18 protein-coding genes are annotated in these 24,690 nt (G+C 41.5%); 9 read left to right on the top strand and 9 right to left on the bottom strand.

The annotated features are described in order from the left end of the window. The 5 genes from PPIS_RS23710 to dnaK all read right to left on the bottom strand — a co-directional run bounded on the left by PPIS_RS23710 (position 1) and on the right by dnaK (position 7,682). Positions 1 to 939: a phosphotransferase gene (locus PPIS_RS23710; protein WP_010373082.1), complete on the bottom strand. Its 939-nt coding sequence runs from the start codon at positions 937 to 939 to the stop codon at positions 1 to 3. A 399-nt stretch (positions 940 to 1,338) separates the two neighbouring features. After that, positions 1,339 to 3,594 carry an acyl-CoA dehydrogenase gene (locus tag PPIS_RS23705; RefSeq protein WP_010373084.1) on the bottom strand — a complete coding sequence of 752 codons (2,256 nt, stop codon included), beginning with the start codon at positions 3,592 to 3,594 and terminating at the stop codon, positions 1,339 to 1,341. A 277-nt stretch (positions 3,595 to 3,871) separates the two neighbouring features. Next, positions 3,872 to 4,330, bottom strand: coding sequence for a Cys-tRNA(Pro) deacylase (ybaK, locus tag PPIS_RS23700; protein ID WP_010373086.1), 459 nt, complete (start codon positions 4,328 to 4,330; stop codon positions 3,872 to 3,874). 139 nt (positions 4,331 to 4,469) lie between these two features. Further along, the gene (dnaJ, locus tag PPIS_RS23695) at positions 4,470 to 5,606 is read right to left on the bottom strand and encodes a molecular chaperone DnaJ (RefSeq protein ID WP_010373088.1); all 1,137 of its coding nucleotides are present in this window, start codon (positions 5,604 to 5,606) and stop codon (positions 4,470 to 4,472) included. Between the two features lie 153 nt (positions 5,607 to 5,759). After that, positions 5,760 to 7,682 (bottom strand): molecular chaperone DnaK, encoded by a 1,923-nt coding sequence (gene dnaK, locus PPIS_RS23690; protein WP_010373090.1) that lies wholly within the window; start codon positions 7,680 to 7,682, stop codon positions 5,760 to 5,762. Positions 7,683 to 7,944: 262 nt separating this feature from the next. Between dnaK and PPIS_RS23685 the strand changes: the two genes are divergently transcribed. The 4 genes from PPIS_RS23685 to PPIS_RS23670 are packed head-to-tail and all read left to right on the top strand — an operon-like array spanning position 7,945 to position 12,224. After that, a complete protein-coding gene (locus PPIS_RS23685; protein ID WP_010373092.1) occupies positions 7,945 to 8,739 on the top strand; it encodes an acyl-CoA thioesterase in 795 nt (264 codons plus the stop codon). Between the two features lie 60 nt (positions 8,740 to 8,799). Beyond that, the gene (locus tag PPIS_RS23680) at positions 8,800 to 9,993 is read left to right on the top strand and encodes a PqiA/YebS family transporter subunit (protein ID WP_010373094.1); all 1,194 of its coding nucleotides are present in this window, start codon (positions 8,800 to 8,802) and stop codon (positions 9,991 to 9,993) included. Then, positions 9,990 to 11,645, top strand: coding sequence for an intermembrane transport protein PqiB (gene pqiB / locus PPIS_RS23675; protein ID WP_010373096.1), 1,656 nt, complete (start codon positions 9,990 to 9,992; stop codon positions 11,643 to 11,645). Before PPIS_RS23680 ends, pqiB begins: the two co-directional genes overlap by 4 nt. After that, positions 11,646 to 12,224, top strand: coding sequence for a PqiC family protein (locus tag PPIS_RS23670; RefSeq protein WP_010373098.1), 579 nt, complete (start codon positions 11,646 to 11,648; stop codon positions 12,222 to 12,224). Here PPIS_RS23670 and PPIS_RS23665 read toward each other — a convergent pair. Then, on the bottom strand, positions 12,219 to 12,728 hold the full coding sequence (locus PPIS_RS23665; RefSeq protein WP_010373100.1) for a GNAT family N-acetyltransferase: 510 nt from the start codon (positions 12,726 to 12,728) through the stop codon (positions 12,219 to 12,221). The two genes, PPIS_RS23670 and PPIS_RS23665, sit on opposite strands and share 6 nt — an antisense overlap. 118 nt (positions 12,729 to 12,846) lie before the next feature. Continuing rightward, positions 12,847 to 15,732 carry an insulinase family protein gene (locus PPIS_RS23660; protein ID WP_010373102.1) on the bottom strand — a complete coding sequence of 962 codons (2,886 nt, stop codon included), beginning with the start codon at positions 15,730 to 15,732 and terminating at the stop codon, positions 12,847 to 12,849. A gap of 117 nt (positions 15,733 to 15,849) precedes the next feature. Here PPIS_RS23660 and PPIS_RS23655 point away from each other — a divergent pair, with 117 nt between their 5' ends. The 3 genes from PPIS_RS23655 (at position 15,850) to ushA (ending at position 18,219) form a co-directional block, all read left to right on the top strand. Further along, complete coding sequence (locus tag PPIS_RS23655) at positions 15,850 to 16,272, top strand: MAPEG family protein (protein WP_010373104.1); 423 nt, start codon at positions 15,850 to 15,852, stop codon at positions 16,270 to 16,272. A gap of 102 nt (positions 16,273 to 16,374) precedes the next feature. After that, a complete protein-coding gene (locus tag PPIS_RS23650) occupies positions 16,375 to 16,566 on the top strand; it encodes a hypothetical protein (RefSeq protein ID WP_010373105.1) in 192 nt (63 codons plus the stop codon). Between the two features lie 63 nt (positions 16,567 to 16,629). Further along, the gene (ushA, locus tag PPIS_RS23645) at positions 16,630 to 18,219 is read left to right on the top strand and encodes a bifunctional UDP-sugar hydrolase/5'-nucleotidase UshA (protein WP_010373107.1); all 1,590 of its coding nucleotides are present in this window, start codon (positions 16,630 to 16,632) and stop codon (positions 18,217 to 18,219) included. A gap of 51 nt (positions 18,220 to 18,270) precedes the next feature. On the opposite strand, the gene PPIS_RS23640 is transcribed toward ushA, so the two are convergent. Together PPIS_RS23640 and PPIS_RS23635 are read right to left on the bottom strand one after the other, a co-directional pair. Further along, positions 18,271 to 19,197, bottom strand: coding sequence for a hypothetical protein (locus tag PPIS_RS23640; protein WP_010373109.1), 927 nt, complete (start codon positions 19,195 to 19,197; stop codon positions 18,271 to 18,273). Then, entirely contained in the window at positions 19,187 to 19,924 is a 738-nt protein-coding gene (locus tag PPIS_RS23635; protein WP_248694136.1) for a PhnD/SsuA/transferrin family substrate-binding protein, read from the bottom strand. Before PPIS_RS23635 ends, PPIS_RS23640 begins: the two co-directional genes overlap by 11 nt. Before the next feature lie 378 nt (positions 19,925 to 20,302). On the opposite strand from PPIS_RS23635, the gene PPIS_RS23630 reads away from it, so the two are divergent. After that, positions 20,303 to 21,163 (top strand): S1/P1 nuclease, encoded by an 861-nt coding sequence (locus PPIS_RS23630; protein WP_010373112.1) that lies wholly within the window; start codon positions 20,303 to 20,305, stop codon positions 21,161 to 21,163. Between the two features lie 34 nt (positions 21,164 to 21,197). Continuing rightward, positions 21,198 to 24,362: a TonB-dependent receptor gene (locus tag PPIS_RS23625; RefSeq protein WP_010373114.1), complete on the top strand. Its 3,165-nt coding sequence runs from the start codon at positions 21,198 to 21,200 to the stop codon at positions 24,360 to 24,362. The last annotated feature ends 328 nt before the right edge of the window (positions 24,363 to 24,690 follow it).

Below are 24,690 nucleotides of genomic sequence, written 5' to 3'. Positions count from 1 at the left end.
TTATCCCTGTTGTAATGCGATTTCCGTTTGAAATTTCATGTAATCATTAATTTTTACATGGTCCGGTTTCCAACCCAATAGAAAGCGATAGAAGTCAGCCCACACTACAGGCCACAACGACTCCCACTCAGAAAGGATCTGAGCGATATCAATAGAGGCTGCTTTGCCCAATAATTCTATTCTCAACATATCTAAATACAACTTGAGATACTCATCGGCATGCAGGAGCTGTTCCTTTTCGTCTAGTACCGACGTAATAAACAGCATTAAGTCTGACACACCAATACCCTTTCCGACATACTGAAAATCGAATCCCAGAGCTTGGTTGCCATTAAAGGCAAAGTTAGCAAGCTTAGCGTCGCCATGGATCCAAGTATGCCAATGGCTATTTTTGATACGATCTCGCAATCGTGGTGCCGCTTGTTTAATACTACTGTGCTGCATTCGCTCAAGCTCATCTGGCCGTGTATCCAGATGCCAATAGTTTCCTTGCTCCCACACATGTTCTGCTGGGCTTTGTAAAAAGTGAGCATGGAATTTAGCTAACCACCCTATCACCGCTAATATTTGTGACTCGGACGGGTTAGCAGTTTGCGAAAAGCCTTGAGTTGAAAAGTCTCTAAAGACGATGTAGTCCATCCCTTCACTTACCCCTTCTCCTAAATAGCTAGGTGTATTGCAAGGTGAAAGTAACTCGCATGCATGATGTTTGTAAAAGTGACGTTCTACTTGATAAGACTTAGCTTTACGCGCAAGCGCTACAGAAGATTGTTCAATTCGCCGATGTGCAATGTCATTAGGCACTTTAGTGCGCTTAATTGCAAGCTTCCCAGCATCATGATTGATAAATAACATATCACCACAACCGCTCCATAATTGTTGCTCTTGCTGTGTTGACATAGGCGCAGAAATTACATCGTTCGGAATACTTATTTTCACTGTGTTACACCTTTTTGTTATTCAACCTGAGAATTGTTCAATAAACAGCCAAGCTTTTTATTGTATAACTCAGATTACTGAAACACAGTACAACCCTTTACTTACTATTACGAATACCAATTTGCTTAATTAAGTGACCTATTTTGAGGCGAGAAAGTCTTGTCAATAACAGGCAAAAATTTTTCTATTTAGTTGTTCTAAATAAGAAATTTTTAACGCTGTTAGCGTCAGATATGCACCTTCAAATTGAGCAAGTATTAAAACAAATTGGTATAATAAGCAAACCGTTTTACAGTGCTCGATAATTATAGCTGGTGTTATTATCTTTACCCAACATGAAAAAGCCCTTAACCAATTGGTTAAGGGCTTTTACTTTTACAAAAAAGTTATTTGTTTAACTTACTCATTCACGGCTTGCTTGACTGTTTCTTTCGCGCTTTGTTCATCTAACAAGTTTAAATCGAAGTCGAACTCATCTACTCGGATTGCTTTTTCACGCTTGCGGTTGTAATCAACCAGCTTTGCGTACTCTTCTTCGTTGATAAGGTTACCAACGAGCGCATTATCTAAAGTTTGCTCGAAACGAACACCTGGTTGGATCTCGCGCTTGCGAACTGCCTTCTTAACTTTGGCAAGCAGGTCAAGGCAACCCATCTTAGCCTTATATGCTTGTTCATTGATATCATGACCATCACCTGCGGTAGGCTTCACAAGATGAGTAAGCTGCGCTTTGATTGGCGTATCCATTTGCGCCGCGGCCGCTAATTCTCTGATCATATCATCATTAATTTTAGGCATTTGTTTGCCACTAAACTGCATCGTGATCACACGCATAAATTTACGAGTACCACTTGCCGGGAAGTTGTCTAAGAACTTATGTAGCGCTTCTTCTGCACTAACAAGTGCATGCCTTGTCGCATAATGGAAATAAGGTGCTGCCTGCTCACGCTCTGCTACCGCTACTTTTTGCTCGTAGTATTTGATTGAAGCCATCGCTGCATACAAGTGACTCATTACATCACCAAGGCGTGCTGACAGCATCTCTGCTTGTTTCAGTTTTCCACCTAGTACAAGCAATGAAAAGTCTGCGTATACCGCAAGCTTAGCTGCTAATCTATGCGCGGCTTTTTCATACGCACGCACTTCAGGTAATGGTGATTTTGCATCAGCAGTGAATGGCATAAGACCATATTTGAAAGCACGTAAGCTGTTGGCAACACTATAGCTAACTGTTTTCGTCAAAATACCACGGAATTTACTGTCGGCGTCTTTCTCTTCGCTGTGAATAGATTCAACCATCGACTGCAAATATGGGTGACAGCGCATTACACCTTGACCAAAGATCATCAGGTTACGCGTTAGAATGTTTGCACCTTCTACGGTAATCGCTATTGGCTGTGCAACATAACCGCTTGCAAGGGTATTCTGAGGACCATTTTGAATAGCTTTACCTGCAAGGATATCCATCGCAGAGTCCAATACGTCACGACCAGTTTCAGTCATGTGGTATTTTGCAATTGCTGTTACTACAGATGGCTTAAGACCCATACCTAAACCTTCTGTTGTTAATACCCGCATCGCCTCTTGCATGTAAGCTTTACCTGCAATATCAGCAAGCTTTTCTTGAATACCTTCAAACTGACCGATCGAGAGACCAAACTGCTCACGTACCGCTGCATATTCAGATGCCGATTTCAGTGCGACTTGACTAGTTGATACACCTAGTGCTGGTAAAGAAATACCACGTCCAGCACCTAAGCAGCTTACCAACATCTGCCAACCGCGACCAATATTCTTCTGGCCACCGATGATAAAGTCCATTGGGATAAAGACTTTTTCACCACGTGTCGTACCATTATAAAAGCGTATCCCCATAGGGTCATGACGGTTTCCAAGTTGCACACCCGGATGGTCATGGGGAATTAACGCACAGGTGATCCCTAGTTCTTTCTTACCGCCTAGTAATCCCTCAGGATCCAATACTTTAAAGGCTAAACCGAGTACTGTCGCAATCGGCGCAAGTGTGATGTAGCGTTTGTCCCATGTTACTTCAAGACCAAGTACTTCTTCACCGTTATGCATGCCTTTTTTAACAATACCTTGGTCCGGAATACCACCGGCGTCTGAACCGGCTTCAGGGCTTGTTAACGCGAAGCACGGAATATCACGACCGTTTGCTAAGCGAGGAAGGTAGTGCGCTTGCTGCTCTTTAGTACCATAATGTAACAATAACTCACCTGGGCCTAGTGAATTAGGAACCATCACCGTTACCGCAACCGCTGAGGATTTAGTCGCTATCGTACCTACAATCGTTGAGTTTGCGTAAGGGCTAAACTCTAGACCGCCGTATTCTTTTGGAATGATCAAGGAGAAAAATCTCTCTTTTTTCAAAAATTCAAGCACATGCTCTGGCAGGTGTTTGCCATTTTGAATTTCCGAGTCATCGATCATACCCATTAATTCTTTAACTGGACCTTCTAAAAAGGCTTGCTCTTCTGCACTTAGCTTAGCTTCAGGTACAGCACGAAGCGCCGAAAAGTCAGGCTTACCTTGATAAATTGACCCTTCTAACCAAACATCACCGGCATCTAATGCTTCTTGTTCTGTGATTGAAATGCTTGGGAGGATCTTTCTTAAATTCGTTCTTAGGCTCATAATTAACTCATCCGACCAGATAGATATACCTACATTACGGCATAAAAAATCGTTTAGATCAATTACTCTACTTAATTTTTTAACGGCTTTTTTACTGAGTTATCGAGTGATTAATATAAATGACTGCTAAATTAATGGCTTACAGCTGTAAGTCGAAAAAAGTAAATTACTGTTCTTAGTGAGAAAATAGGAGTGAGCGAGGAGGTTTGACAGCCTTAGCAGTTCTAGACTGACATTTTATCTGTAATCAAGTTGGTTTTTAAAACAAGCACTGCCACTAAAACAGTGCGATTTTTGCTTTGCATAGCTGCTCTATCGTAGCAGGTGAAACAACGACTTCAACCCCCCGTTTGCCTGCACTAACGTAAACTTGCTCATATGCTAAAGCACTCTCGTGAAGTAAAGTTGGCAACTGTTTTTTCTGCGCAAACGGGCTTATACCGCCAATTAAATAACCGGTTACCTTTTGCGCGTTCTGTTGATCTGCAAGCTGTGCTTTTTTCCCCTTACACGCTTTAGCAAAAGCTTTTAAATCCACTTGTTGCGTGGCGGGAGAAACGGCTACATGCAATGTACCATCAACGTCAATCAGCAGGGTTTTAAATACTTTTTCTCGGTCTAGATTGAGCTTTTTCGCCGCTTCATTAGCAAAGTCGTGATCGTTAGGGTCATGCTCAAATTGCAGCACTTGGAACGCCACTTTAGCTTTTTTAAGTAGGTTAATTGCAGGTGTCATTACAAACTCCTTTTAAGCAGATGTTGATTTCTGTTATACCAAGAAACAAACGCTTATGCTATCGCCTTACGATGAGACGCATCACCCGTCAAAACAAAAATGCCCGCTATCGCAGCGGGCATTTTCAAATAAACTTAAGTTACTTAGTTAAGTCATCAAAGAACTTCTTAACGCCGTCAAAAAAGCCTTGTGCTTTAGGACGGTTCTTACCGTTGTTTTCACCCATAGACTCTTCAAACTCTTGCAGAAGCTCTTTTTGACGCTCGTTTAAGTTTACTGGCGTCTCAAGAACAACTTTACAAATTAAGTCGCCTACCGCACCGCTACGCACAGACTTCACGCCTTTACCCCGCATACGGAACATTTTGCCCGTTTGACTTTCCGATGGAATCTTCAGTTTTGCGCGGCCATCTAGGGTCGGCACTTCAATCTCACCACCGAGTGCTGCCGTTGTGAAGCTAATTGGCACTTCACAGTATAAGTTGTTGCCGTCACGTACGAAGATTGGGTGCTCTTTTACACTCACTTGTACGTACAGGTCGCCAGCTGGAGCACCATGCGCTCCCGCTTCACCTTCGCCAGACAAACGTACTCTATCACCCGTATCAACCCCTGCTGGGATCTTAACGTTAAGTGTCTTCGTTTTCTCTACACGGCCTTGTCCGTGACAGCTGTTACACGGATCTGAAATGATCTGACCTGTGCCCTGACAAGTTGGACAAGTTTGCTGTACCGCAAAGAAGCCTTGGCGCATTTGTACTTGACCTGCACCATGACAGGTTGTACAAGTTTTAGGCTTAGAACCTGCTTTCGCACCACTACCATCACATGGTTTACAGCTCACCCAAGTTGGTATTTGGATATCAACCTGCTTACCACGTACCGCTTCTTCAAGACTTAACTCTAAGTTATATCTTAAATCCGCGCCACGCTGTTGTCTTGATTGACGACGACCACCACCGCCACCAAAGATATCACCGAATACGTCCCCAAAAATATCGCCGAAGTCGCCAGCGCCGCCAAATCCACCATGACCAGCACCACCACCTTGTTCGAAAGCTGCATGGCCGTATTGATCATACATCTGGCGTTTTTGACTATCAGTCAATATCTCGTAAGCTTCTTTTACTTCTTTGAATTTCGCTTCGAGTTCGGTGTTACCTGCAGTACGATCTGGGTGATATTTCATTGCAAGACGCTTATACGCCTTCTTAATGTCACGTTCACTGGCGTCTCTTGCAACACCTAATACTTCATAATAGTCAGGTTTAGACATTTTTATCACACTACTCTTTCTTGGCAACTTATGTCGTTGCAGACTCTGATGAGCCCTGTCGCTTGCAAATTAATGCTAGACAACAGTCTAATTTATAAACACGTAGGGCGCGACAAGCCATACAGCCAGCGCGCCCTCCTTCAAGACCTACAATTACTTGTCGTCTTTAACTTCTTCAAATTCAGCGTCAACTACATCGTCGTCTTTTTTCGCTGAACCTTGTTGGGCACCTGCGTCACCGCCAGCTTGTTGAGCTTGCGCTTTTGCTTGAGCGATTTCCATTAGCTTTTGCGATTTCTCTGCTAGTGCTTGTGTCTTAGCATCGATTTCGTCTTTGCTATCGCCCTTGATTGCTGTTTCTAGCTCGCCAAGCGCGGCTTCGATTGCAGTCTTGTCATCAGCTGGAAGGTCGTCACCCGCTTCTTCAACTTGCTTGCGTGTAGCATGAACAAGTGCATCAGCTTGGTTACGAGCGCCAACTAGCTCTTCAAACTTTTTATCTTCTTCTGCGTTTGCTTCCGCATCACGTACCATTTTTTCTACTTCTTCATCACTTAGACCTGAAGAAGCCTGGATTGTGATCTTCTGCTCTTTACCTGTGTCTTTGTCTTTCGCAGACACGTGTAAGATACCATCAGCATCCACATCAAAAGTAACTTCGATTTGTGGAACACCACGCTGCGCTGGGCGAATACCTTCTAGGTTGAATTGACCTAGAGACTTGTTATCGCTTGAACGCTTACGCTCACCCTGTAGTACGTGAATTGTTACTGCAGACTGATTGTCTTCTGCTGTTGAGAAAGTTTGCGACTTCTTAGTAGGGATAGTCGTGTTTTTCTCGATTAACGCAGTCATTACTTGACCCATAGTCTCAATACCTAGAGACAGAGGACAAACGTCAAGTAGCAGTACGTCTTTCACGTCACCCGCAAGTACACCACCTTGAACCGCAGCACCAACTGCTACCGCTTCATCAGGGTTTACGTCTTTACGAGGCTCTTTGCCAAAGAATTCAGCTACTGTTTTCTGTACCAGTGGCATACGTGTTTGACCACCAACTAGGATGATGTCATTTACGTCGCTTACAGAAAGGTCTGCATCAGCAAGTGCACGTTTTAGCGGCTCGATTGATTGCGCAACTAAGTCTTCAACGAGTGACTCAAGTTTTGCACGAGTTAGCTTAACGTTCATGTGCTTTGGACCTGTTGCATCAGCAGTAACGTAAGGTAGATTTACCTCAGTTTGCTGTGCTGAAGACAGTTCGATCTTCGCTTTCTCAGCCGCTTCCTTAACGCGCTGCATCGCTAGCGGGTCAGTTTTTAGGTCGATGCCTTGGTCTTTCTTAAATTCTGCAACTAGGTAGTTGATAACGCGGTTATCAAAGTCTTCACCACCTAGGTGAGTGTCACCGTTAGTTGCTAGTACTTCAAAGGTGTGCTCGCCTTCAACTTCATCAATCTCGATGATTGAGATATCGAATGTACCACCACCTAAGTCGTATACTGCAACAACGTTGTCGCCTTGCTTCTTATCCATGCCGTAAGCAAGTGCTGCTGCTGTTGGCTCATTGATAATACGCTTAACTTCAAGACCTGCGATACGACCTGCATCTTTAGTTGCTTGACGCTGTGAATCGTTGAAATATGCAGGAACTGTGATAACAGCTTCTGTTACTGGCTCACCAAGAAAGTCTTCAGCTGTTTTCTTCATTTTCTTAAGAACTTCAGCTGAGATCTGAGGTGCAGCTCTTTTCTCACCACGCACTTCAACCCAAGCGTCGCCGTTGTCCGCTTTTACGATGTTGAAAGGCATGATGCTAAGGTCACGCTGCACTTCTTCATCTTCAAAACGACGACCAATTAGACGCTTGATCGCGTATAGTGTGTTTTTAGGGTTAGTCACTGCCTGGCGTTTTGCTGGCTGACCGACTAGTGTTTCACCATCATCTGTAAATGCAATAACAGAAGGAGTTGTGCGGTCGCCCTCAGCATTTTCAATAACGCGCGGCTTGTCACCATCAAGTACCGCTACGCAAGAGTTAGTAGTACCTAAATCGATTCCAATAATTTTACCCATGAATCATCTCCGACTTCAAAATTCGTTGTTCAGTTAGTTGATTTGATAAATAAGGTCACCGATTTGTAATTCAAGCGTCACAACTAAAAAAAAATGAAAAAAATTGAAATTTTTTTGCTTTTCGAACGTTTCGGTCAAAAAAACACCCTTAATTGCTTATTTTGAAACAAGTGAAGAAGAAAATACGATGTATTTGACGCTTGATTACCTGGTTAGACCAGTTATGCTAAATGCAACATAATAAATAATGAGAAATGACAACATGACATTTGATGAAATTATTCAGTCGGAGCATTTACAGCAAGCGCAAACACAAATGACGTTTCCTGCAAGTTGGTGTCAAGGCCGCACTGCGTTTGGCGGATTGTCTGCAGCAATAGCAGTGCAAAGCATGAAGCATCAACTGACAGAGCCTCGTCGATTGCTCTCTGTGAGCGTAAATTTTGTCGGACCACTGCTAGAAGGCGCACCATTTACCGTTGCAACAACGATTTTGCGTAGCGGCAAAAATGCCACTCAAATGCAAACTCAACTGATCCAATCAGGCGAGGTTTGTCTTATTGCTATCGGGTGCTTTGGCAAGGATAGAGCATCCGCTATCCAAGTTACAAATGTCGATAGCCCTACTCTTTCAGATGTTAATCCAAAGGCAGTTCTTCCATACCAAGAAGGTGTGATGCCTGCATTTTTCCAGCATGTCGCGCTCAATGTCCAGCAAGGAGCTTTACCATTTTCAGGTGCACCATCTTCGAATCTAGGTGGTTGGATGCGATTTAAAGCACAAACTACATCGGTAAATGAACTGCATACACTGGCTCTTGCTGATTCATGGCCGCCAACCTTACTCCAGATGTGTAAAGCGCCAAGCCCCGCCAGCAGTATGTCTTGGTATATAGAATTTTTGTGTGATATTTCACTCGACTCAGACTCTTGGCTGGGCTTTGAAGCCGTGACCCACCATAGCCAAAATGGTTATGGTATTGAAGATGCTAAAATTTGGTCACAAGATGGCAAGCTGCTCGCCCTAAGCCGCCAGACCGTCGCAGTATTTGATTAACATTGATAAATTTGGGCGCATCAAGCAAACTAGCATAAAAGGAAATCAACGGATTTTTGTGTGATTACAGCTTGCCCTGAATGCGATACGCTTGTTGAAATAGACTCTATCGAGTCCCAAAAGCGTGCGGTGTGCCCAAACTGTCGATGCGTGTTGTGTCATGTACAAGGACATCAAAACCAATTAGTACAAGCCTTCAGCTTTTCTGCATTACTATTTTTATTCGCAAGCTTATTTCCAGACTTTATTTCCTACACGCAACACGGTATCACTCAAGTTGTGAGCCTCTGGCAAGCGCTCATATTGTTAGCTGAACATTACAGCTATTTTCTTGCTGGATTATTTGCCTTCACTATTTTAGTTATGCCTGTTGCAGTATGCTCCTTGCTACTGCTTGCGCACACCGAGTATTGGCAAATCATCAATGCGCACAATGCCCGGCATTTAGCCAAATTACTTTCAGCACTGAAACCGCTTAATCTCACGGATATATTTTTAGTCGCCGTGCTCGTAAGCGCTTTTAAATTAATGTCTTTCGCTGAATTAGAGATGGGCCTTGGGTTTTGGGCCTATATTCTGTTCGTTTTGTGTTTTATTGAAGCGCTCTCACTTTTCGATCACGAGTATATGTGGCGTAATCAGACTCAATGTAATCGTCACCTAGTGGAACCGAAGAATTTATCTTCTACGCTAAAACGTTGCAAGGTTTGTGGCTTTTTGGGTGAAGGTGAAAAGTGTGAGCGCTGCTACGCTAAACTAAAATACCGAAACTCCCAATCAACGCAAAAAAGCTTAGCTTGGATGCTCACCAGCGTCGTGCTACTTATACCTGCTAATTTTCTACCCATCATGGATACCATTAGTCTCGGGCTCCATACGCCTGCAACGATTTTTTCAGGCGTTCAAGTGCTTTGGGAAGCCGGTTCTTATCCTGTAGCAACACTTATTTTTCTCGCAAGTATATGTATTCCTATCGCAAAAGCGTTACTATTGAGTTACTTACTTGTACGAGTTAAAAAACCAAAAGACCCAATCACAGCAACAAAAGTGTACCGCTTGCTCGAATTCATTGGCCGCTGGTCCATGATTGATGTGTTTGTCGTGATTATCTTAGTGTCTCTGGTGCAGCTCGGTACGGTGCTAAATGTCGAACCGGAAATTGGTATCGTGTTTTTTACTTTGATGGTGCTTTGCCAAATCGCAGCCGTTAATAGTTTTGATCCAAGATTATTGTGGGATAAAAATAATCAATGACTACTCAAGCTGATATAGAAGACAAACCAACGTTTTCAGTGATATGGATTATTCCAATTATCGCGTTGCTCATCACAGGCTGGATGTTATATCAACATCAGGCAAATAAAGGCCACACTATTTTTATAAAAATGACTGACGCAGATGGCATTATTGCCGGCAAAACTGAAGTGAGAGTAAAAAGCGTTAAGGTCGGGTTAGTCGAGTCATTAAAGCTTGAATTAGAACAAAATGCAGTGGTTGCAAAAGTTAGGATTTTACAGCCCTACCGTGATTTATTGGCTGAAGATTCTACGTTTTGGGTAGTAAAACCTAGAATTGATGAATCCGGCATCTCAGGCATGAATACGCTACTCTCTGGCGTATATATAGAGCTCTCCCCTGGTGACGCAAAAACACGTTCGAGCATCTTCACCTTAATGGATGAACCTGCATTAATTGGCTCAGAGGTGCAAGGAAAGCGCTATCAACTCGTGGCTTCAGATGCTGAAGTATTAGACGTTGGCTCCAGTATTTTTTTCCGCAATTATAAAGTGGGTCAGGTTGAGTCTGCACACTTTAGTGTCGAAAGCTTAAAAATGGAATATGGTATTTTTATCTATTCGCCATACGATACGCTTATCACAGACAACGCTATTTTCTGGATTAGCTCAGGCATTGATTTTAAACTATCAACGGAAGGCGTTGAAGTGTCAATAGGATCGCTAGCAAAGATGATCAAGGGTGGGATTTCTGTTGACTATCCACCAACTATGCCAAGCGGCACAGTAGCGCTCGAAAACAAAACCTACGCCTTACACAAAAACTTTGCAATGGCTTTAGAGCAACGTTTTGATCACTTTGATTACTATCTCATTGAGTTTGAGCAATCAATTCGAGGACTTCGAGCTGGTGCACCAATTGAATATCGAGGTATGCGAATTGGCACGATAGAACAAGTTCCTGCAACTGGTGTTAGCGACGATAGACCTTTATACTTTCAACAAAATAACACCTCTGTGCCTGTATTGGTTAAAATTGAGTACGGCCGCATTTACGAAGATGCGCAGCTTGCTCAAACATATTGGTCAGAAAATATAGACAAATGGATTAGTAGTGGCCTTAGAGCGTCACTAAAAAGTGGCAATTTGTTAACAGGTGCGGTATATATAGAGTTAGACTTTTATCCAAGTGCAGAAGTCGTTAGTTCAAACAAAACGACTATTTATCCAGTATTACCCAGCGTTCCGAGCGGTATTACAGCACTTTCTGAACAGGTCACAAGCTTACTGAACAAGTTAAATGGGTTACCTCTTGAAACAACTGTTAAGGAACTAGAAGGTGCCCTTCAGCAACACAGGTTACTAGCAATGGAAATGAATCAACTCGTAGAGTCTATTAATAATAACAAGATAACAGACAAGGTTGGCGGTAATTTAACGAGCTTAAAAGATACGTTAAGCCAGCTCACATCAAGCTTGAAGCAATTTGAGCAAACCATGACTCAGTACCAAAAAGGTTCGGGTGTTATGGATCAACTTAGTAATACCCTTGAAGAACTTGAAAGTTTGTCAAATCGCTTAAAGCCTATTTCTAAAGGGTTGAATGAGCAACCTAATATGCTTATTTTTAATAAAGAGAGCGGTGCAGACCCACTCCCAAGGAAAAAATAAATGAAGACTGGCTTAACGACATTTTTGCTTTTATTTTGTTTAACGGGCTGTATAACGAATCCATCGCAGCCGGTTAGTTATTATCAGTTAGAAGCAAAGAGTGTCGCTGACGAAAAGCAAGTTGAGCTCAATCACGTTCTTTTGGTTGATAAAGTGCAGTTAATTGAATTATTTGATCAGCAAGCTTTAGTGCAATATCAACCAGAGAACAAAGTAAATATCGCTAATTTTCATTTTTGGGCTCAGCCACCTTCAGATATGCTGACGTGGAACTTAGTAAACGCATTAAATGCAACCAACCAAACCACTGCAATTAAAAGCGATAAGTTTTATCGCAACACGCAAGAGCATCAACGCCTCGTTGTAGAAATTAACGAGTTTGCAGGGCACTTTGACAAAGGTGCTGTGATGAGCGGGACTTGGTATCTTTACCAATACAAAGAAGGGAGCTATCAACTAACTCAAGTGCAACCATTCCAATTTGAAACAACGCTTGAGCAAGATGGCTTTAGTGCACTTGTATCTGCACATCAACAAAACTTTAACCAACTAACTGCACAAATAAGTCTGCGTTTATAGTTGGTACTCAAACACCACTACAGGTGTTAAGTCGTTATCAATTATAATTTTACCAATACGACTAAATCCCACTCTGCTAAGTAGGTTAATACTGTTGCTGTTGCTTTCTAATGTAATAGCAGCTAGCTTGGTGTAGCTTTGTTCTAATTTCGCATATTCCATAAGTAACCTAACGGCCTCAGACGCATAGCCTTTTCCGGTGAACTCATCTAAAAGCGCATAACCTAAGTCTGGAATATCAAAAAAAGGTCTTTGATACAAACCACACAATCCGATACTAGTGTTGCTGCTTGCTTCTACAACGATGTAAGCTGCGGGCGTACCAATTTGATAGGGAATAAGATAAGCTTGCTCGACATGCTCCTCAGCTTGTTGTTGCGTTTTTATGCCTTTATCGCGGATGTTAGCGATAAAGCTTTTCTGGTTCAAAAGCCTGAGTAAGAAGCCCGCATCATTTAGAGTTGCTTTCCTTAAAAAGATCCACTTTCCCGTCGCAATCGTCATTCTGCCTCCAAAAATATCATAATTAACTTCCATAGGAACTTTAGCATTTACATAAGCGAATAAAAAAGCTGGGAAACGAATTTGCCCAGCTTTTAATTACTATTGAAATACCGACAGGTTACTGTTGGAACTTGACGTTTTTATACATTTGCTCAACTGAGTCTAGCTTAGTTTGCTTAGGTAAATCTGCAAACGGCTCAGCTTGGAACTTAGCGCCACGTAATTGAATATTTAATCTAGCAGCATCGGTGTTCATTACAGTTTGCTGATAGTACGCTTTAATATCTTCTAATGTGACCGCTTTAACTGCGGCGATTAACTTAGCTTCGGAGTCAAATGCCATATTTTCTTTGAACCAATCGCCTATTAACGGTTGTAGTTCTTCAGAAAGGTTTTTTGGCTCTTCGGTTAATGAGACTAACACTGCATTTTTTAACTGCTCGAATGTTGCCTCATCTAACGCAGCTAAGTCTTTAGCGTATTCATCTTTATACGCGTCAAAACGAGCTTGCATGCTTTTAGCATCTTTTACTGGTGTTTGAATATAGAAACCTAGCGCTGAATATTCGTCAATAGCAACACTCGTTGCACCAACTGCATAGGCTAGCTGCTCTTCGGTTCTCAGACGTTCAAATGCCGCCGTTCTTAAGTGCCCTTGAAGCACCATCGCCGCCGCTTTTTGCGCATAGCCTTTGATTGGGTGCACTGCAAAATCGATTACAGCAACATCAGCAACATCAATGTCTTGCTGCCATACAAGTGTCTGCTTTTGCTCTGGTTGCCAATATTTAGCACGTGCGTAATTGGTCACTTTTTGGCGTTTAGGCAGCGCATTGTCGAGCGTCTCTTTTACTGTTTGCAAATCGGCTTTATCGTAGTTGCCATAGGCAAAAACACGAACTTGATTATTCGTCAGAATTTGATTTTGCACTTTATCTAAGTCGGCCAGAGTCAAAGCTTTAGCTGCTGATATCAATGCAGAATCATCATAACTTCCTGAACGGATAAGTTTTTGATAAACACCGAAAGCTTGTCTGAATGGGAATTCTTTCTCCTGGTTTTTAATGCCACGTACATAACGATCAATGGCTTGATCAAATGCTCGTTTATTCGTTTCTACACGAACACCAGAGAGCGCATCCTTTATTAATAAAGCTTGCTTATCAGTAAAACCCGAAATATCTAGCATTATCCCATTTGCAGGAGTCAGCCCAAGATGCATACCCGCTATGCTCGCTTCCGTCATTAACTTTGCTTTATCCAAACGGTATAAATCAGCCCAAATCGACAGTGCAACCTCAGTTTTGATGTCTTTTAATGCACTTGGGTTATTGACGTAAATTTTCAGACTACCTTTAGGCTGTTGGTAGAAACGCTCACTCGCAGCATGCCAAACCGTTACGCCATCCGCATCAATAACCTTCTGAACACCCTTTTTCGCATCATCCGCAGATGTTTTCAGTGCGAAGTTTTCAGGTAACAAGGTATTTACACTAGGAAGAGCTAAATCGAAATTTGCCTCTTCTTTCCATTTATCAAAATCGCTGCGCTTTAAGTCTACAATCTGATATTCACCATCATAGAAGTGTAGTTTTGCATCAGTAGGTTCATCTTTACTGATATACCATACCCGCATTTGATCAGGTGTTAATTGCTTCAAGACGGCATTAACAGCATCAGCATCAAACTGCGCATAGTAGTAGCTCGCATTGATAGCGTGGTTCATTGGGTAATGCTGCATGCTATCCGCAAGGTTACTGACGTAACCAAATTCATCGCCTTTTTCTAAAAACCTAAATTGATTATTTAGCGACGTTTGGATTTCCTTGAAGTAACGGCTATCGACTCCTTTATCACGGATCATATCGATATAATCAAGTACCGTACCTGTAATTAACTCGCGTTGCTTTAAGCCCTCATCGGTTAACTGAATATCAATCTGTAATGTGCCGTAGTTACCATAACTATTCGGTGTCGAAAATGCACTTAACGATGAGATTAAGCCTTTATCTTTTAGTACTTGAGCAGGGCTACCCGCCATTTCATTACTTAGAAGATAGGTAATGAAATAGTTCGGTTTAACCGCAAACGCACTTGCGTTGTTTTTGATAGTGAAATCAAGCTGTAGCGTCTTAACGTCTTCATTTGGTTTATAATGGACCAGCTTTTTCCCAACGTTATCGAAGTTAAGAGATTGTTTAACCTCTGGCTTCTCGATGTTTTTATTCTTGATTGTCGTGAAATGCTTTTTCGCTTTTGCCACCATCTGCTCAATCGGCTCGTTAGAAATCATAGCTAACTTCATGATGTTCGCAGAGTAGTACTTATCATAAAAAGCAACGGTCTCTTGGTGTAGTTTGCTACCTTCTTTATCACCTAACGTCTCTAGGTTACCAATAAGAAAGCGGTTAGCTGGATGCTCTCCCATCATGTTTCGTGCAAGTTTAAATTGACCAAAAAAGTCCATTTCACGACGCATCGACCACTCTGCGTTTACTGCATTTTTTTCTTTTTCTGTGTACTCAGGGTAAAGCTTTGGAGATTTAAAGAAGTCGGAAAATCTGTCTAATGCCTCGTCATAGGCATCGTTGTTCACTTTGAACATATAATTAGTAATATCCAGCCAAGTGTAAGCATTGTGTGCCCCACCGTTTTTGGTCATGAACTCAGAATAACCTTTGCTATCCGGATATTTTTCTGTACCAAGGAATAGCATATGTTCAAGATAGTGCGCCATCCCTTGCTGAGACATAGGATCGTGTAGTAGACCAACGCCAACACTCAGCGCTGCCGCTGACTTCGATACAGAAGGATCTGATACCAAAATGACTTCAATGCCATTTTCCAAGGTTAACGTTTGATATTGTCTATCATCATTAGGACTTACAACCAGTTGCTCTGAAAGAAGATTCTCAGTCGTGTCTGAATGATTGAGTGAAGAAGTTGTACCACATCCAGTCAAAACTGCTAAGGTAAGTGTGCTAATTGCGAATAGCTTTTTCATAAAACAATCCATTATTGTGATAATTACTTTTTGGAACCAGACTATCATCGTCATTCGACTAAGCTTTTGCAATATAGAAATTTTTTGTTTTGTAACACTTCGTAAACTGAGGAACCTATGCCGACATCCATTTATTTACTGCTCGCTGCGCTATTATTACAAACTCTACTGACCTTAGTTATCATGGTCATAATGGGTAAACGTCGATTTAAAGCTGCGCGAGAGAAACAGATCCAGTTTGATCAGTTCAAAACCATGGCGCTCGACAACGCGCCTGAAGAAGTCATTCTGGCATCTAGAAACTTTACTAATCAGTTCGAAATTCCCGTGTTGTTTTTTGTGGTTTCTCTTGCCGCACTCGCAATGAAACTTGTTACGTTGTGGTTCAGCATCTTCGCCCTACTGTTTGTAATTAGTCGTATTGCACATGCCTATGTTCATATCGGTAGTAATCATATTCGAACACGTTTTCGCCTCTACCTTGCAGGGTGTGCCTTCATTGTGTTGCAGTGGATCACATTACTTTTAACACTTATATAACTAAAAATAATAAAAATGCCATCCGATTTAGCTAATTGTTCTTTAATCTCTGAGCCAATTTGTTAGCATGGCGATGGCAAAAAGAACAACAGGGGCACATAGATGAAACAGGATAATGATATCTGCGATTTTGGACTTCATGCTGGAGAGCCATACTCCACGCTGCCAGCGAGCTTTTTAAACTGGATGATAGAAACAGACCATGCAAAATGTGAGTTATCTAAGTTTGAACTGGACAGAAGAGTATCTGCGGTGGCACAAAACGCCAGAAAATATAGCAATTTTGAGTGTTAGCACTATTAAAATAATTATAATGATCTAGAATACGCGCATAATTTATCAAATAGCTTCTAAATTATGCGCAACTTACTTATTCTTTCAACGGCTTTGCTATTATCAGCATGCCATTTTTCCTCTCCTAAGCAGTCGCAACAAGCAGAATACCTAACCGTATTACACACCAACGATAATCATGGTCGTTTTTGGCAAAATGAAAAAGGTGAATATGGTATGGCAGCCAGAAAAACCTTAATTGACCAATTAAAGAGTGATGCAGAGAAAGCTGGACATGCCGTTATATTGCTTTCTGGAGGCGATATAAACACGGGTGTACCAGAATCTGATTTACAGTTTGCCGAACCTGATTTTAAGGGAATGAGTAAACTCGGTTACGATGCCATGGCAATTGGTAACCATGAATTTGATAACACTCGAGATGTACTAGCCAAACAAATTGAGTGGGCAAGCTTCCCAGTACTGTCAGCAAATATTCTTGATAATACAAATCAAATGCCAGCGTACGAGCCTTACACAATTATTGAACGTGCAGGATTGACCATTGCAGTCCTTGGACTTACGACAATTGATACCGTTAAAATTGCCAATCCAAAACATGTTCAAGGCCTTACTTTTATTGAGCCTTTAGCAGCCACTGAAAACTGGGTACCTAAGATCAAAGCCAAATATCATCCAGATGTAATGATTGCTGTCACACATATGGGTCACTATCACGGTGCCAATCATGGTATCAATGCACCCGGTGATGTAACGCTTGCGCGCCGACTTCCCAAAGGTATGCTTGATTTGATAGTTGGTGGACATTCTCAAGAACCTGTCTGTGTAGACGAAAATGGTAACGAGGACACAGCTTTTGCTCCTGGCAAAACATGTAAGCCTGATAATCAAAATGGTGTTTGGATTATGCAAGCACATGAGTGGGGTAAGTATGTGGGTAAAGCTGTATTTAGGGTTGATGGTGATACAAAAACCTTAATTAGCTATAACTTAATCCCTGTGAACTTAAAAAATAAAGCGGGTTCTGTGATTGGTGAAACTATTCAAGAAGATCCTCAAATGCTCGCTTTTTTAACACCTTTTCAAAAAAAAGGGCAAGCGCAAATAGCTGGTGCAGTGGGATACGTTGATAGTTTCTTAGATGGCCGTCGCAGTACAGTTAGATTTAAGCAAAGCAACCTCGCAGATCTTATCATTAACGCGCAAATGGCAGCTGTCGAAGCAGACTTTGGCATTATCAGCGGCGGCGGGATCCGAGATAGCATAGAGCAAGGTGATGTCAGCTACAAAGATGTGCTGAAAGTTCATCCATTTAAAAATCGCATTACTTATATAGACTGGAAAGCAAGCGACCTAATTAACTACTTAAACATTGTCGCCAAGTTCCCACCAGACTCTGGTGCTTACCTACAGTTCAACCATATTACGTTTGATATCAAGAACGATAAGGTAACCAATGTTCGCATAGCGGGCGAGTCATTGACTGACGGTAAGACCTACCGCATGAGTGTGAATAGTTATAACGCATCTGGTGGTGACGGTTATCCAAAGATTAATCATCTTCCAGAATATACCGCTACCGACCTAACTGATGCACAGGTCCTCAAAGATTACTTCCAAAAGAATAGTCCTATAAAGGCCGTGGATTTATAAAAAGGCACCTCATATAAAGCGGTGTGATGCACCGCTTTATATGCATTCATTCTATTTACCAATAATATCAATATCTGACTTTTTCACTCCACTCAGTCCGTAGCTATGTAATTTAGAACGAGACCCTTCTCCATGCGCCTTCGGCGGATAAAACAGCACCTTTTTTTCAGGAAATGCGTCTAATACCTCATCCAGTGCAGCTCTAATTTCACTTAATGTTTTTTCTAAACTATTAGTAAAGTTGGGTCGTTTTCTAATGGTATGCCCAAGCTCAACTAAACGGTAAAAATATTTATCAGCGAGATCCAACAACTCCTTTGGCATCTCTTTGTTTTGATTGAGAACAGTATCGGGATTTACATCGCAAAACTCAACAAGCGCTAAATAGAAGCATAATGGTTTGTTGGCAAGCTGGACAGTTACTAGTTTGTCTCTATTCGTCGTTACTGTTTTTGAATACAAATCAATAACAAGCTTAAATTCCGGTAACTTTTCTAGCGCTTGGTTTGAACTTACCTTCGCCTCAATACCTTTTCTTCTCACCCAGTTGAATACTGCAACGCCGATAAACGCCATAATCAGTGGAAAAATATAGGCTGATTTTGGTTTGGTATCATCTAATGAGACCGCAACATAGAAGTTTCTATGCGGCGCAGACAATGTTAGCACTTCACTTTTTTCACCCTGTCCTGCTCCAGACGTATTAATATCAAGAACAGTTAAACGGGCATCTTGAGCGTCTAACACAGTATTGAGTGAGTTTATATATTCTCTTAACTCAGTTTCATTACCTGCGTAATGTAAAAAAGGATCTGCGACAGGTAAACGATTCATATCAATAGCAACACGAAGCGCAACCGCTTCTTTTTGTTGCTTCAAAACCCGCTTAGTTTCAATACTTTGAGAAATGTAGAAAATACCGCTAAACAATAACGCCAAAGCAATAAAAACGGATATATTACGCTGGCTAATTTCCATCTTCTTCTCCGATAAAGCCATAAGGTAAGGCTTCACATTGCCAGTATCTATCTACCTTATCAAAGTAACTAGATGTTCTTAATTGAGCCACCTGGTTAATAATTCCCTGCATTGCACAAGCTAAATCAGTGTTATTGTTGTTCATTTTTAAATACCATTTACTGCCACTAACATTATTGGCAATTGGCGTAATGTAATTCTTCGAAAACCGCGGCTCATCTTCTTCGGACCAATAAGAAGCTATAATATCAACCTCGCCAGCAGCTAACCGATCGCGGAGCGCTTGATGCGAGCTTAAATAGGTAATATCGAGCGCATTGATATCGATATCTAACTCTTTAAACGCACTTTTTGGTAATATGTGGCCAGAGCGACTTGTTGGATAGTCAAGCAAACCTATTTTTTTATCTAAGAAATACGATTTAGATAATTTAGGTTTTTCTGTGTTTGAGATAAAAAAGGCGGAATAAGCTGGATAACCGATAACAGGCTTATAACTATGCGTTGATTCAGCCATCAAAGCCGACATGATATTGTCTTTCGTTAAAATAAGATCGGCGATCCCCTTCGCAAGAAACTCTATTTGCTCAGCGAGACTTCCTCCCCAATACACTTTCACCTGCCCATATTGCCTAGTGACCACTTCATCTTCACACGCTCTAACTAATACGTCTAACGCGAGACTTTTAATCGGAACATGTATTTTTAACGTGTTGATATTGGACACGGAACGTGTTTTGCAGGTATTTGAATACTGGACGACGGGATCAAGAGTTAGAGGCTTTGCCGATATTAACCGAGCCCCTAAAATCCAGCACAATAATGCGCTTATAAACAACAAAGATACAATTGTTGATTTACTAGTCAAAATGTTACTATATATCACTAATTGGAATAACCTATCCTTTCTTAACCGCTATTAGATCAATTTTCTTTACTCATTGCAATAGGTAATTTTACCAATAACTCATAAGCACATGAATTTATTACTTTATTGACAAGAAATTATGAATCTTATTGAGTCCTTTTATTTTGTTGAAAAATACGGACAATTGGCCTCACTTTTCGGTTGGGAAGATTGTTCCCTTTTCTACAAGAGATACAAATGTTACGTAAAAGCTTGTCATTACTTTTCGCTGTAGGGATGACTATAACGACGTCAAGTGCACACGCCTGGGGTCAAAATGGTCATAGGATCATTGCCGAATTGGCTGAGGCACATTTAACCGAGCAGACTCGCGTTGCGATTCAACCTTTATTAGAAGGTGACTCTCTGGCTGAAATTTCAACTTGGGCTGATGAGATGCGTTCGGATCCAAGCACGTTTTGGCGTAAACAATCTTCGAAGTGGCATTACATCAACATCGACAACCCAAAAGCAATGCATGAGCACGTTCATGCTGATTTGAATGACAAAGAGAAAGTAAAACACATCCTAGATGGCATCTACTATTCCATCAATACGCTAAAATCAGAATCTAAATCAATTGATGAAAAGCGTTTTGCATTCCGTTTCCTAGTTCACCTTGTAGGTGACAGCCATCAACCGTTTCACGCAGGTCGCGGCAAAGACCGTGGCGGTAACATGATTAAAGTAAAGTTTTTTGGCAGTGATTCAAACTTACACAGCACTTGGGACACCAAATTAATCGAAAATGAGAATCTTTCATTTACCGAGTTTACACGTTTTATTCAAACCACAAATAATGAAATAATTGCTGAATACTTAGACAGCTCGCCAGCAGATTGGTTGCTTGAGTCAAATAATATTGCTGAAAAAGTTTATAACAGCAATGAAACTGAAATAAGTTACGGTTACATTTATAAATATATGCCAACAATTAAATTTAGGCTGCAACAAGGTGGCATTAGATTAGCTGGCCTATTAAACCAAATTTATGATCCTAATTCTAAACCGCTGGTTTCATCATTGAAGTCAGCAAATAAAATAACAGTTAACCATTAGTTTAAAATAACCTACTAACACGGGAAACAACATAATGAAAATCCAACTTCGCAAAAATGCACTTACGCTTGCTATCGCTGCAAGTTTAGGCATGAGTGGCATGGCGGTTGCGGCAGATACATCTTCGTCTATTAAAGGACAGATTGTAGGACCTCAAGGTAATCCAGCTGCAGACACTAAGATTATCATCGTTCACGAACCGACAGGTACACGCCGCGTTGTTACAACGAATGACACTGGTACGTACAACGCATCAGGTCTTCGCGTTGGTGGTCCATATACCATCACTATCGACTCAAACAAATTCCGTGACGCTGAGCTGCGTAACGTTTACCTATCACTAGGTGAAGCACAAAAGATCGACCAGCAGCTAAGCGAATTGCAAATGGAGTCTATCGTAGTTACTGGCACTCCAGTACTATTTAACTCCTCTGCAAACGACACTTATTACGGTGCAGATGCAATCAAGAGCACACCTAGTATCAATCGTGATATTAAAGACGTAGTAAGAAATAACCCGCTAGTTGTTATCCAACCTGGTAGCGACAGCTCAATGACAATCGCAGGCTCAAACCCGCGTACAAACTCTATTACTGTTGATGGTATTCCGCTAAACGATGACTTCGGTCTTAACTCTGGTGGTTACCCAACACAACGTAACCCATTCCCTCTAGACGCACTTGACCAAGTAACCGTTCAAGTAGCACCAACAAATGCTAAATCAAGCGGCTTTACTGGCGGTAACGTTGACGCGGTATTTAAGTCTGGTACTAACGAAATCACCGGTAGCGTTTTCTATGAGAAAATGACTGACAGCTGGGCTGGTACTCCAAAAAACAATGGTAAAGAAGTTCCACTAGAGTTTGAAGAAGAGAACTATGGTTTCTCAATCGGTGCGCCTCTTATCGAAAACAAACTATTCTTCTTCGGTGCTTACGAAAAGTATGAATCTCCTCAGTCAATTGAGTGGGGCCCTGCAGGTTCTGGTATTGGCGCTAACGAGACAAAAATCACACAAAACGACTTAGCTGCAGTACGCAAAATTGCTTCTGAAGTATATGGTGTTGATAACATCGGTGGTGCAGACACCCAACCACAACTAGAAGATGAAAAATATATCATCAAACTAGATTGGAACATCAACGACTATCATCGTGCAAACTTTATCTACATGTTCAATGAAGGTAACCGCACAAATAACATGACTGATGATGCTGATAATCTACACCTAAGCACTTATTGGTACAATAAATCTGAGAAACTAAATAACTTCAGCTCAACGCTATACTCTGACTGGACAGATGATTTCTCAACACAAATCAGTATCACAAGCAAGTCTGTTGAAACTGGTCAGATTTCACTTGATAGTGCACTTGGTTTAGGTGATATCAGCATCAGCAACATCGACGTAGATGGTGATGGTGTTACAGGTGACATCAGCTTTGGTTCAGATGCTAGCCGCCACTCAAACTCACTAGAAAACGACCTAACAACATTCAAGTTTGACGGTACTTACCTACTTGACGAACATACACTAGAGTTCGGTATCAAGTATGACATTCTAGACGTTGAAAACCTTTATCTAGATGGTTCAAAGGGTGTTATCACATTTAACAGCCTAGAAGACTTTGCTGCACGCCAAATTTCAAGATACACATACAGCAACGGTATCGGCAATAACCCTGATGCAGTTGCAGCGGCATTCAAACGTAAAGACCTTGCACTATACGTGAACGACCGTTGGGACTTCAGCGATGAACTAGCGTTTAGCTTTGGTCTTCGTTACGAGCGTTTAGGCTCTGACGACAAACCAGCGTTCAACCAAGACGTATTTGACAGAACGGGTTTTGATAACACTTATAACCTAGATGGCGCTGACATTTGGTTGCCTCGTGCAGGTTTCACTTACTACATGAACGAAGACGTCACTATCCGTGGTAGCGTAGGTCGTTATGCAGGTGGTAACCCTAACGTTTGGATCTCAAACTCTTACTCAAACGATGGCTTCAGTCGTCAAAACTTCTCTGCTAGTGATGTTACTGCTCCAGCAAATATCCTAAATACTATTCCGCCAGAAGCTATCGAAGGTATTAACAATGCGAATCGTGGTTCAGTTTCGAACTTTATCGATCCTAACTTCGACATTCCATCACAATGGACTTATATGCTAAATGCGGATGTAACACTTGACATCCCAGGCCTTGGTGACGGATTCGCGTGGACTACGACTGCTATCTTCACAGATAAAGAAAATACCGCTGAATGGGTGAATACTGCACTTCTTCAAGAAGGCGATGTAGTAGGTTCTACAGCTGATGGTGCATTACCATTCTACGATACCCGTGAACTTGAGATTATGCTAACGAACGCAGACAAAAACGGTCGTTCAATTATCTTAAGTACTGGTCTTTCTAAAACGTGGGATAATGGCTTCAAGTTTGATATGTCTTATACTCACCAAGATATCACTGAAGGTAACCCAGGTGGTTCGTCAACGGGTCGTAGTAACTACCGCTACGGTCACTTCTTAGATCACCAAGAAACACAAATCGGTACTTCTTCTTATGAAACTGAGCACCGTTTTGTCCTAAACCTTGGCTATTCAACAGAGTTCATTGAAAACTATAAAACGAATTTCAATCTATTCTTTGAACGCCGTTCAGGTTCAGCATACAGCCACCTAACAAGATGGCAAAACCTAACTGGTGGTCGCTTCTTCGATCAAGATCTAATTCAGCCTTCAGGCTTTGGTTCAACGTTCGGCGGTAACTACCTAGCTTATGTTCCAACGGCAAACGATGCAAACGTACTTCGTTACGAAGGTACAACTGAGGCAGAAGTGCTTGCTCATTATGAGAGCTTAGGTCTGTCTGGCTATGCAGGTGGCTTCGTTGACCGTAGTGCGGCTACATCGCCTTGGACTACGACTATGGATCTGTATGTTTCTCAGGAACTTCCAGGTTTCACTAAAGATCATAAAGGTGAAGTTTACTTCGTAGTGAACAACTTACTAAACCTGATTGATTCTTCAGCTGGTAAAGTTTATACGCAAGACTTTGGCACTCGTAATACGCTAAATATGGATATCGACCCTGCGACTGGTAAGTACATCATCGGCGCACCGATTACTAGCGACTATAAGTTTGAAGCAGAAGACTCAACTTATCGCATCAAGATCGGCGTACGCTACAACTTCTAATATCTAACACGTAATTAGATAATCTCCCAAAGGCCAGCGAAAGTTGGCCTTTTTTATATTTAATCCAGCTTAAGGTTATTTTCACCTAATTAACCACAACCAAGCCTTTATAAACTCCTCACATTAAGTAAAATAGGATCAGGACAAATCATTGTTTCTGAGCAATAAACCATGCTAAATGTTAAAATGAAAGGATTATCAATATAATAAGGGATAAATTATGTTAAAACGTAAAGCTTTTATCAGCTTTCTAGTCACAATGTTAGGCATAGCTATTGATTTTTTAATCATCTCTCTATCCAATCATTCACTAAAAAGCAGCGCATTT

The sequence above is a fragment of the Pseudoalteromonas piscicida genome (genome assembly GCF_000238315.3).
Taxonomy (GTDB): Bacteria; Pseudomonadota; Gammaproteobacteria; order Enterobacterales; family Alteromonadaceae; genus Pseudoalteromonas; species Pseudoalteromonas piscicida.
The sequence above is the reverse complement of the archived record's forward strand: the minus strand, read 5'-3'. Positions and strand labels throughout refer to the sequence as shown.

What these genes read in the sequence shown, in the direction of transcription:
- PPIS_RS23705 (WP_010373084.1), bottom strand. Translation starts at nt 3,594, where the DNA reads ATGAGCCTAAGAACGAATTTAAGAAAGATCCTCCCAAGCATTTCAATC.
- ybaK (WP_010373086.1), bottom strand. Translation starts at nt 4,330, where the DNA reads ATGACACCTGCAATTAACCTACTTAAAAAAGCTAAAGTGGCGTTCCAA.
- dnaJ (WP_010373088.1), bottom strand. Translation starts at nt 5,606, where the DNA reads ATGTCTAAACCTGACTATTATGAAGTATTAGGTGTTGCAAGAGACGCC.
- dnaK (WP_010373090.1), bottom strand. Translation starts at nt 7,682, where the DNA reads ATGGGTAAAATTATTGGAATCGATTTAGGTACTACTAACTCTTGCGTA.
- PPIS_RS23685 (WP_010373092.1), top strand. Translation starts at nt 7,945, where the DNA reads ATGACATTTGATGAAATTATTCAGTCGGAGCATTTACAGCAAGCGCAA.
- pqiB (WP_010373096.1), top strand. Translation starts at nt 9,990, where the DNA reads ATGACTACTCAAGCTGATATAGAAGACAAACCAACGTTTTCAGTGATA.
- PPIS_RS23670 (WP_010373098.1), top strand. Translation starts at nt 11,646, where the DNA reads ATGAAGACTGGCTTAACGACATTTTTGCTTTTATTTTGTTTAACGGGC.
- PPIS_RS23665 (WP_010373100.1), bottom strand. Translation starts at nt 12,728, where the DNA reads ATGACGATTGCGACGGGAAAGTGGATCTTTTTAAGGAAAGCAACTCTA.
- PPIS_RS23660 (WP_010373102.1), bottom strand. Translation starts at nt 15,732, where the DNA reads ATGAAAAAGCTATTCGCAATTAGCACACTTACCTTAGCAGTTTTGACT.
- PPIS_RS23655 (WP_010373104.1), top strand. Translation starts at nt 15,850, where the DNA reads ATGCCGACATCCATTTATTTACTGCTCGCTGCGCTATTATTACAAACT.
- PPIS_RS23650 (WP_010373105.1), top strand. Translation starts at nt 16,375, where the DNA reads ATGAAACAGGATAATGATATCTGCGATTTTGGACTTCATGCTGGAGAG.
- ushA (WP_010373107.1), top strand. Translation starts at nt 16,630, where the DNA reads ATGCGCAACTTACTTATTCTTTCAACGGCTTTGCTATTATCAGCATGC.
- PPIS_RS23640 (WP_010373109.1), bottom strand. Translation starts at nt 19,197, where the DNA reads ATGGAAATTAGCCAGCGTAATATATCCGTTTTTATTGCTTTGGCGTTA.
- PPIS_RS23630 (WP_010373112.1), top strand. Translation starts at nt 20,303, where the DNA reads ATGTTACGTAAAAGCTTGTCATTACTTTTCGCTGTAGGGATGACTATA.
- PPIS_RS23625 (WP_010373114.1), top strand. Translation starts at nt 21,198, where the DNA reads ATGAAAATCCAACTTCGCAAAAATGCACTTACGCTTGCTATCGCTGCA.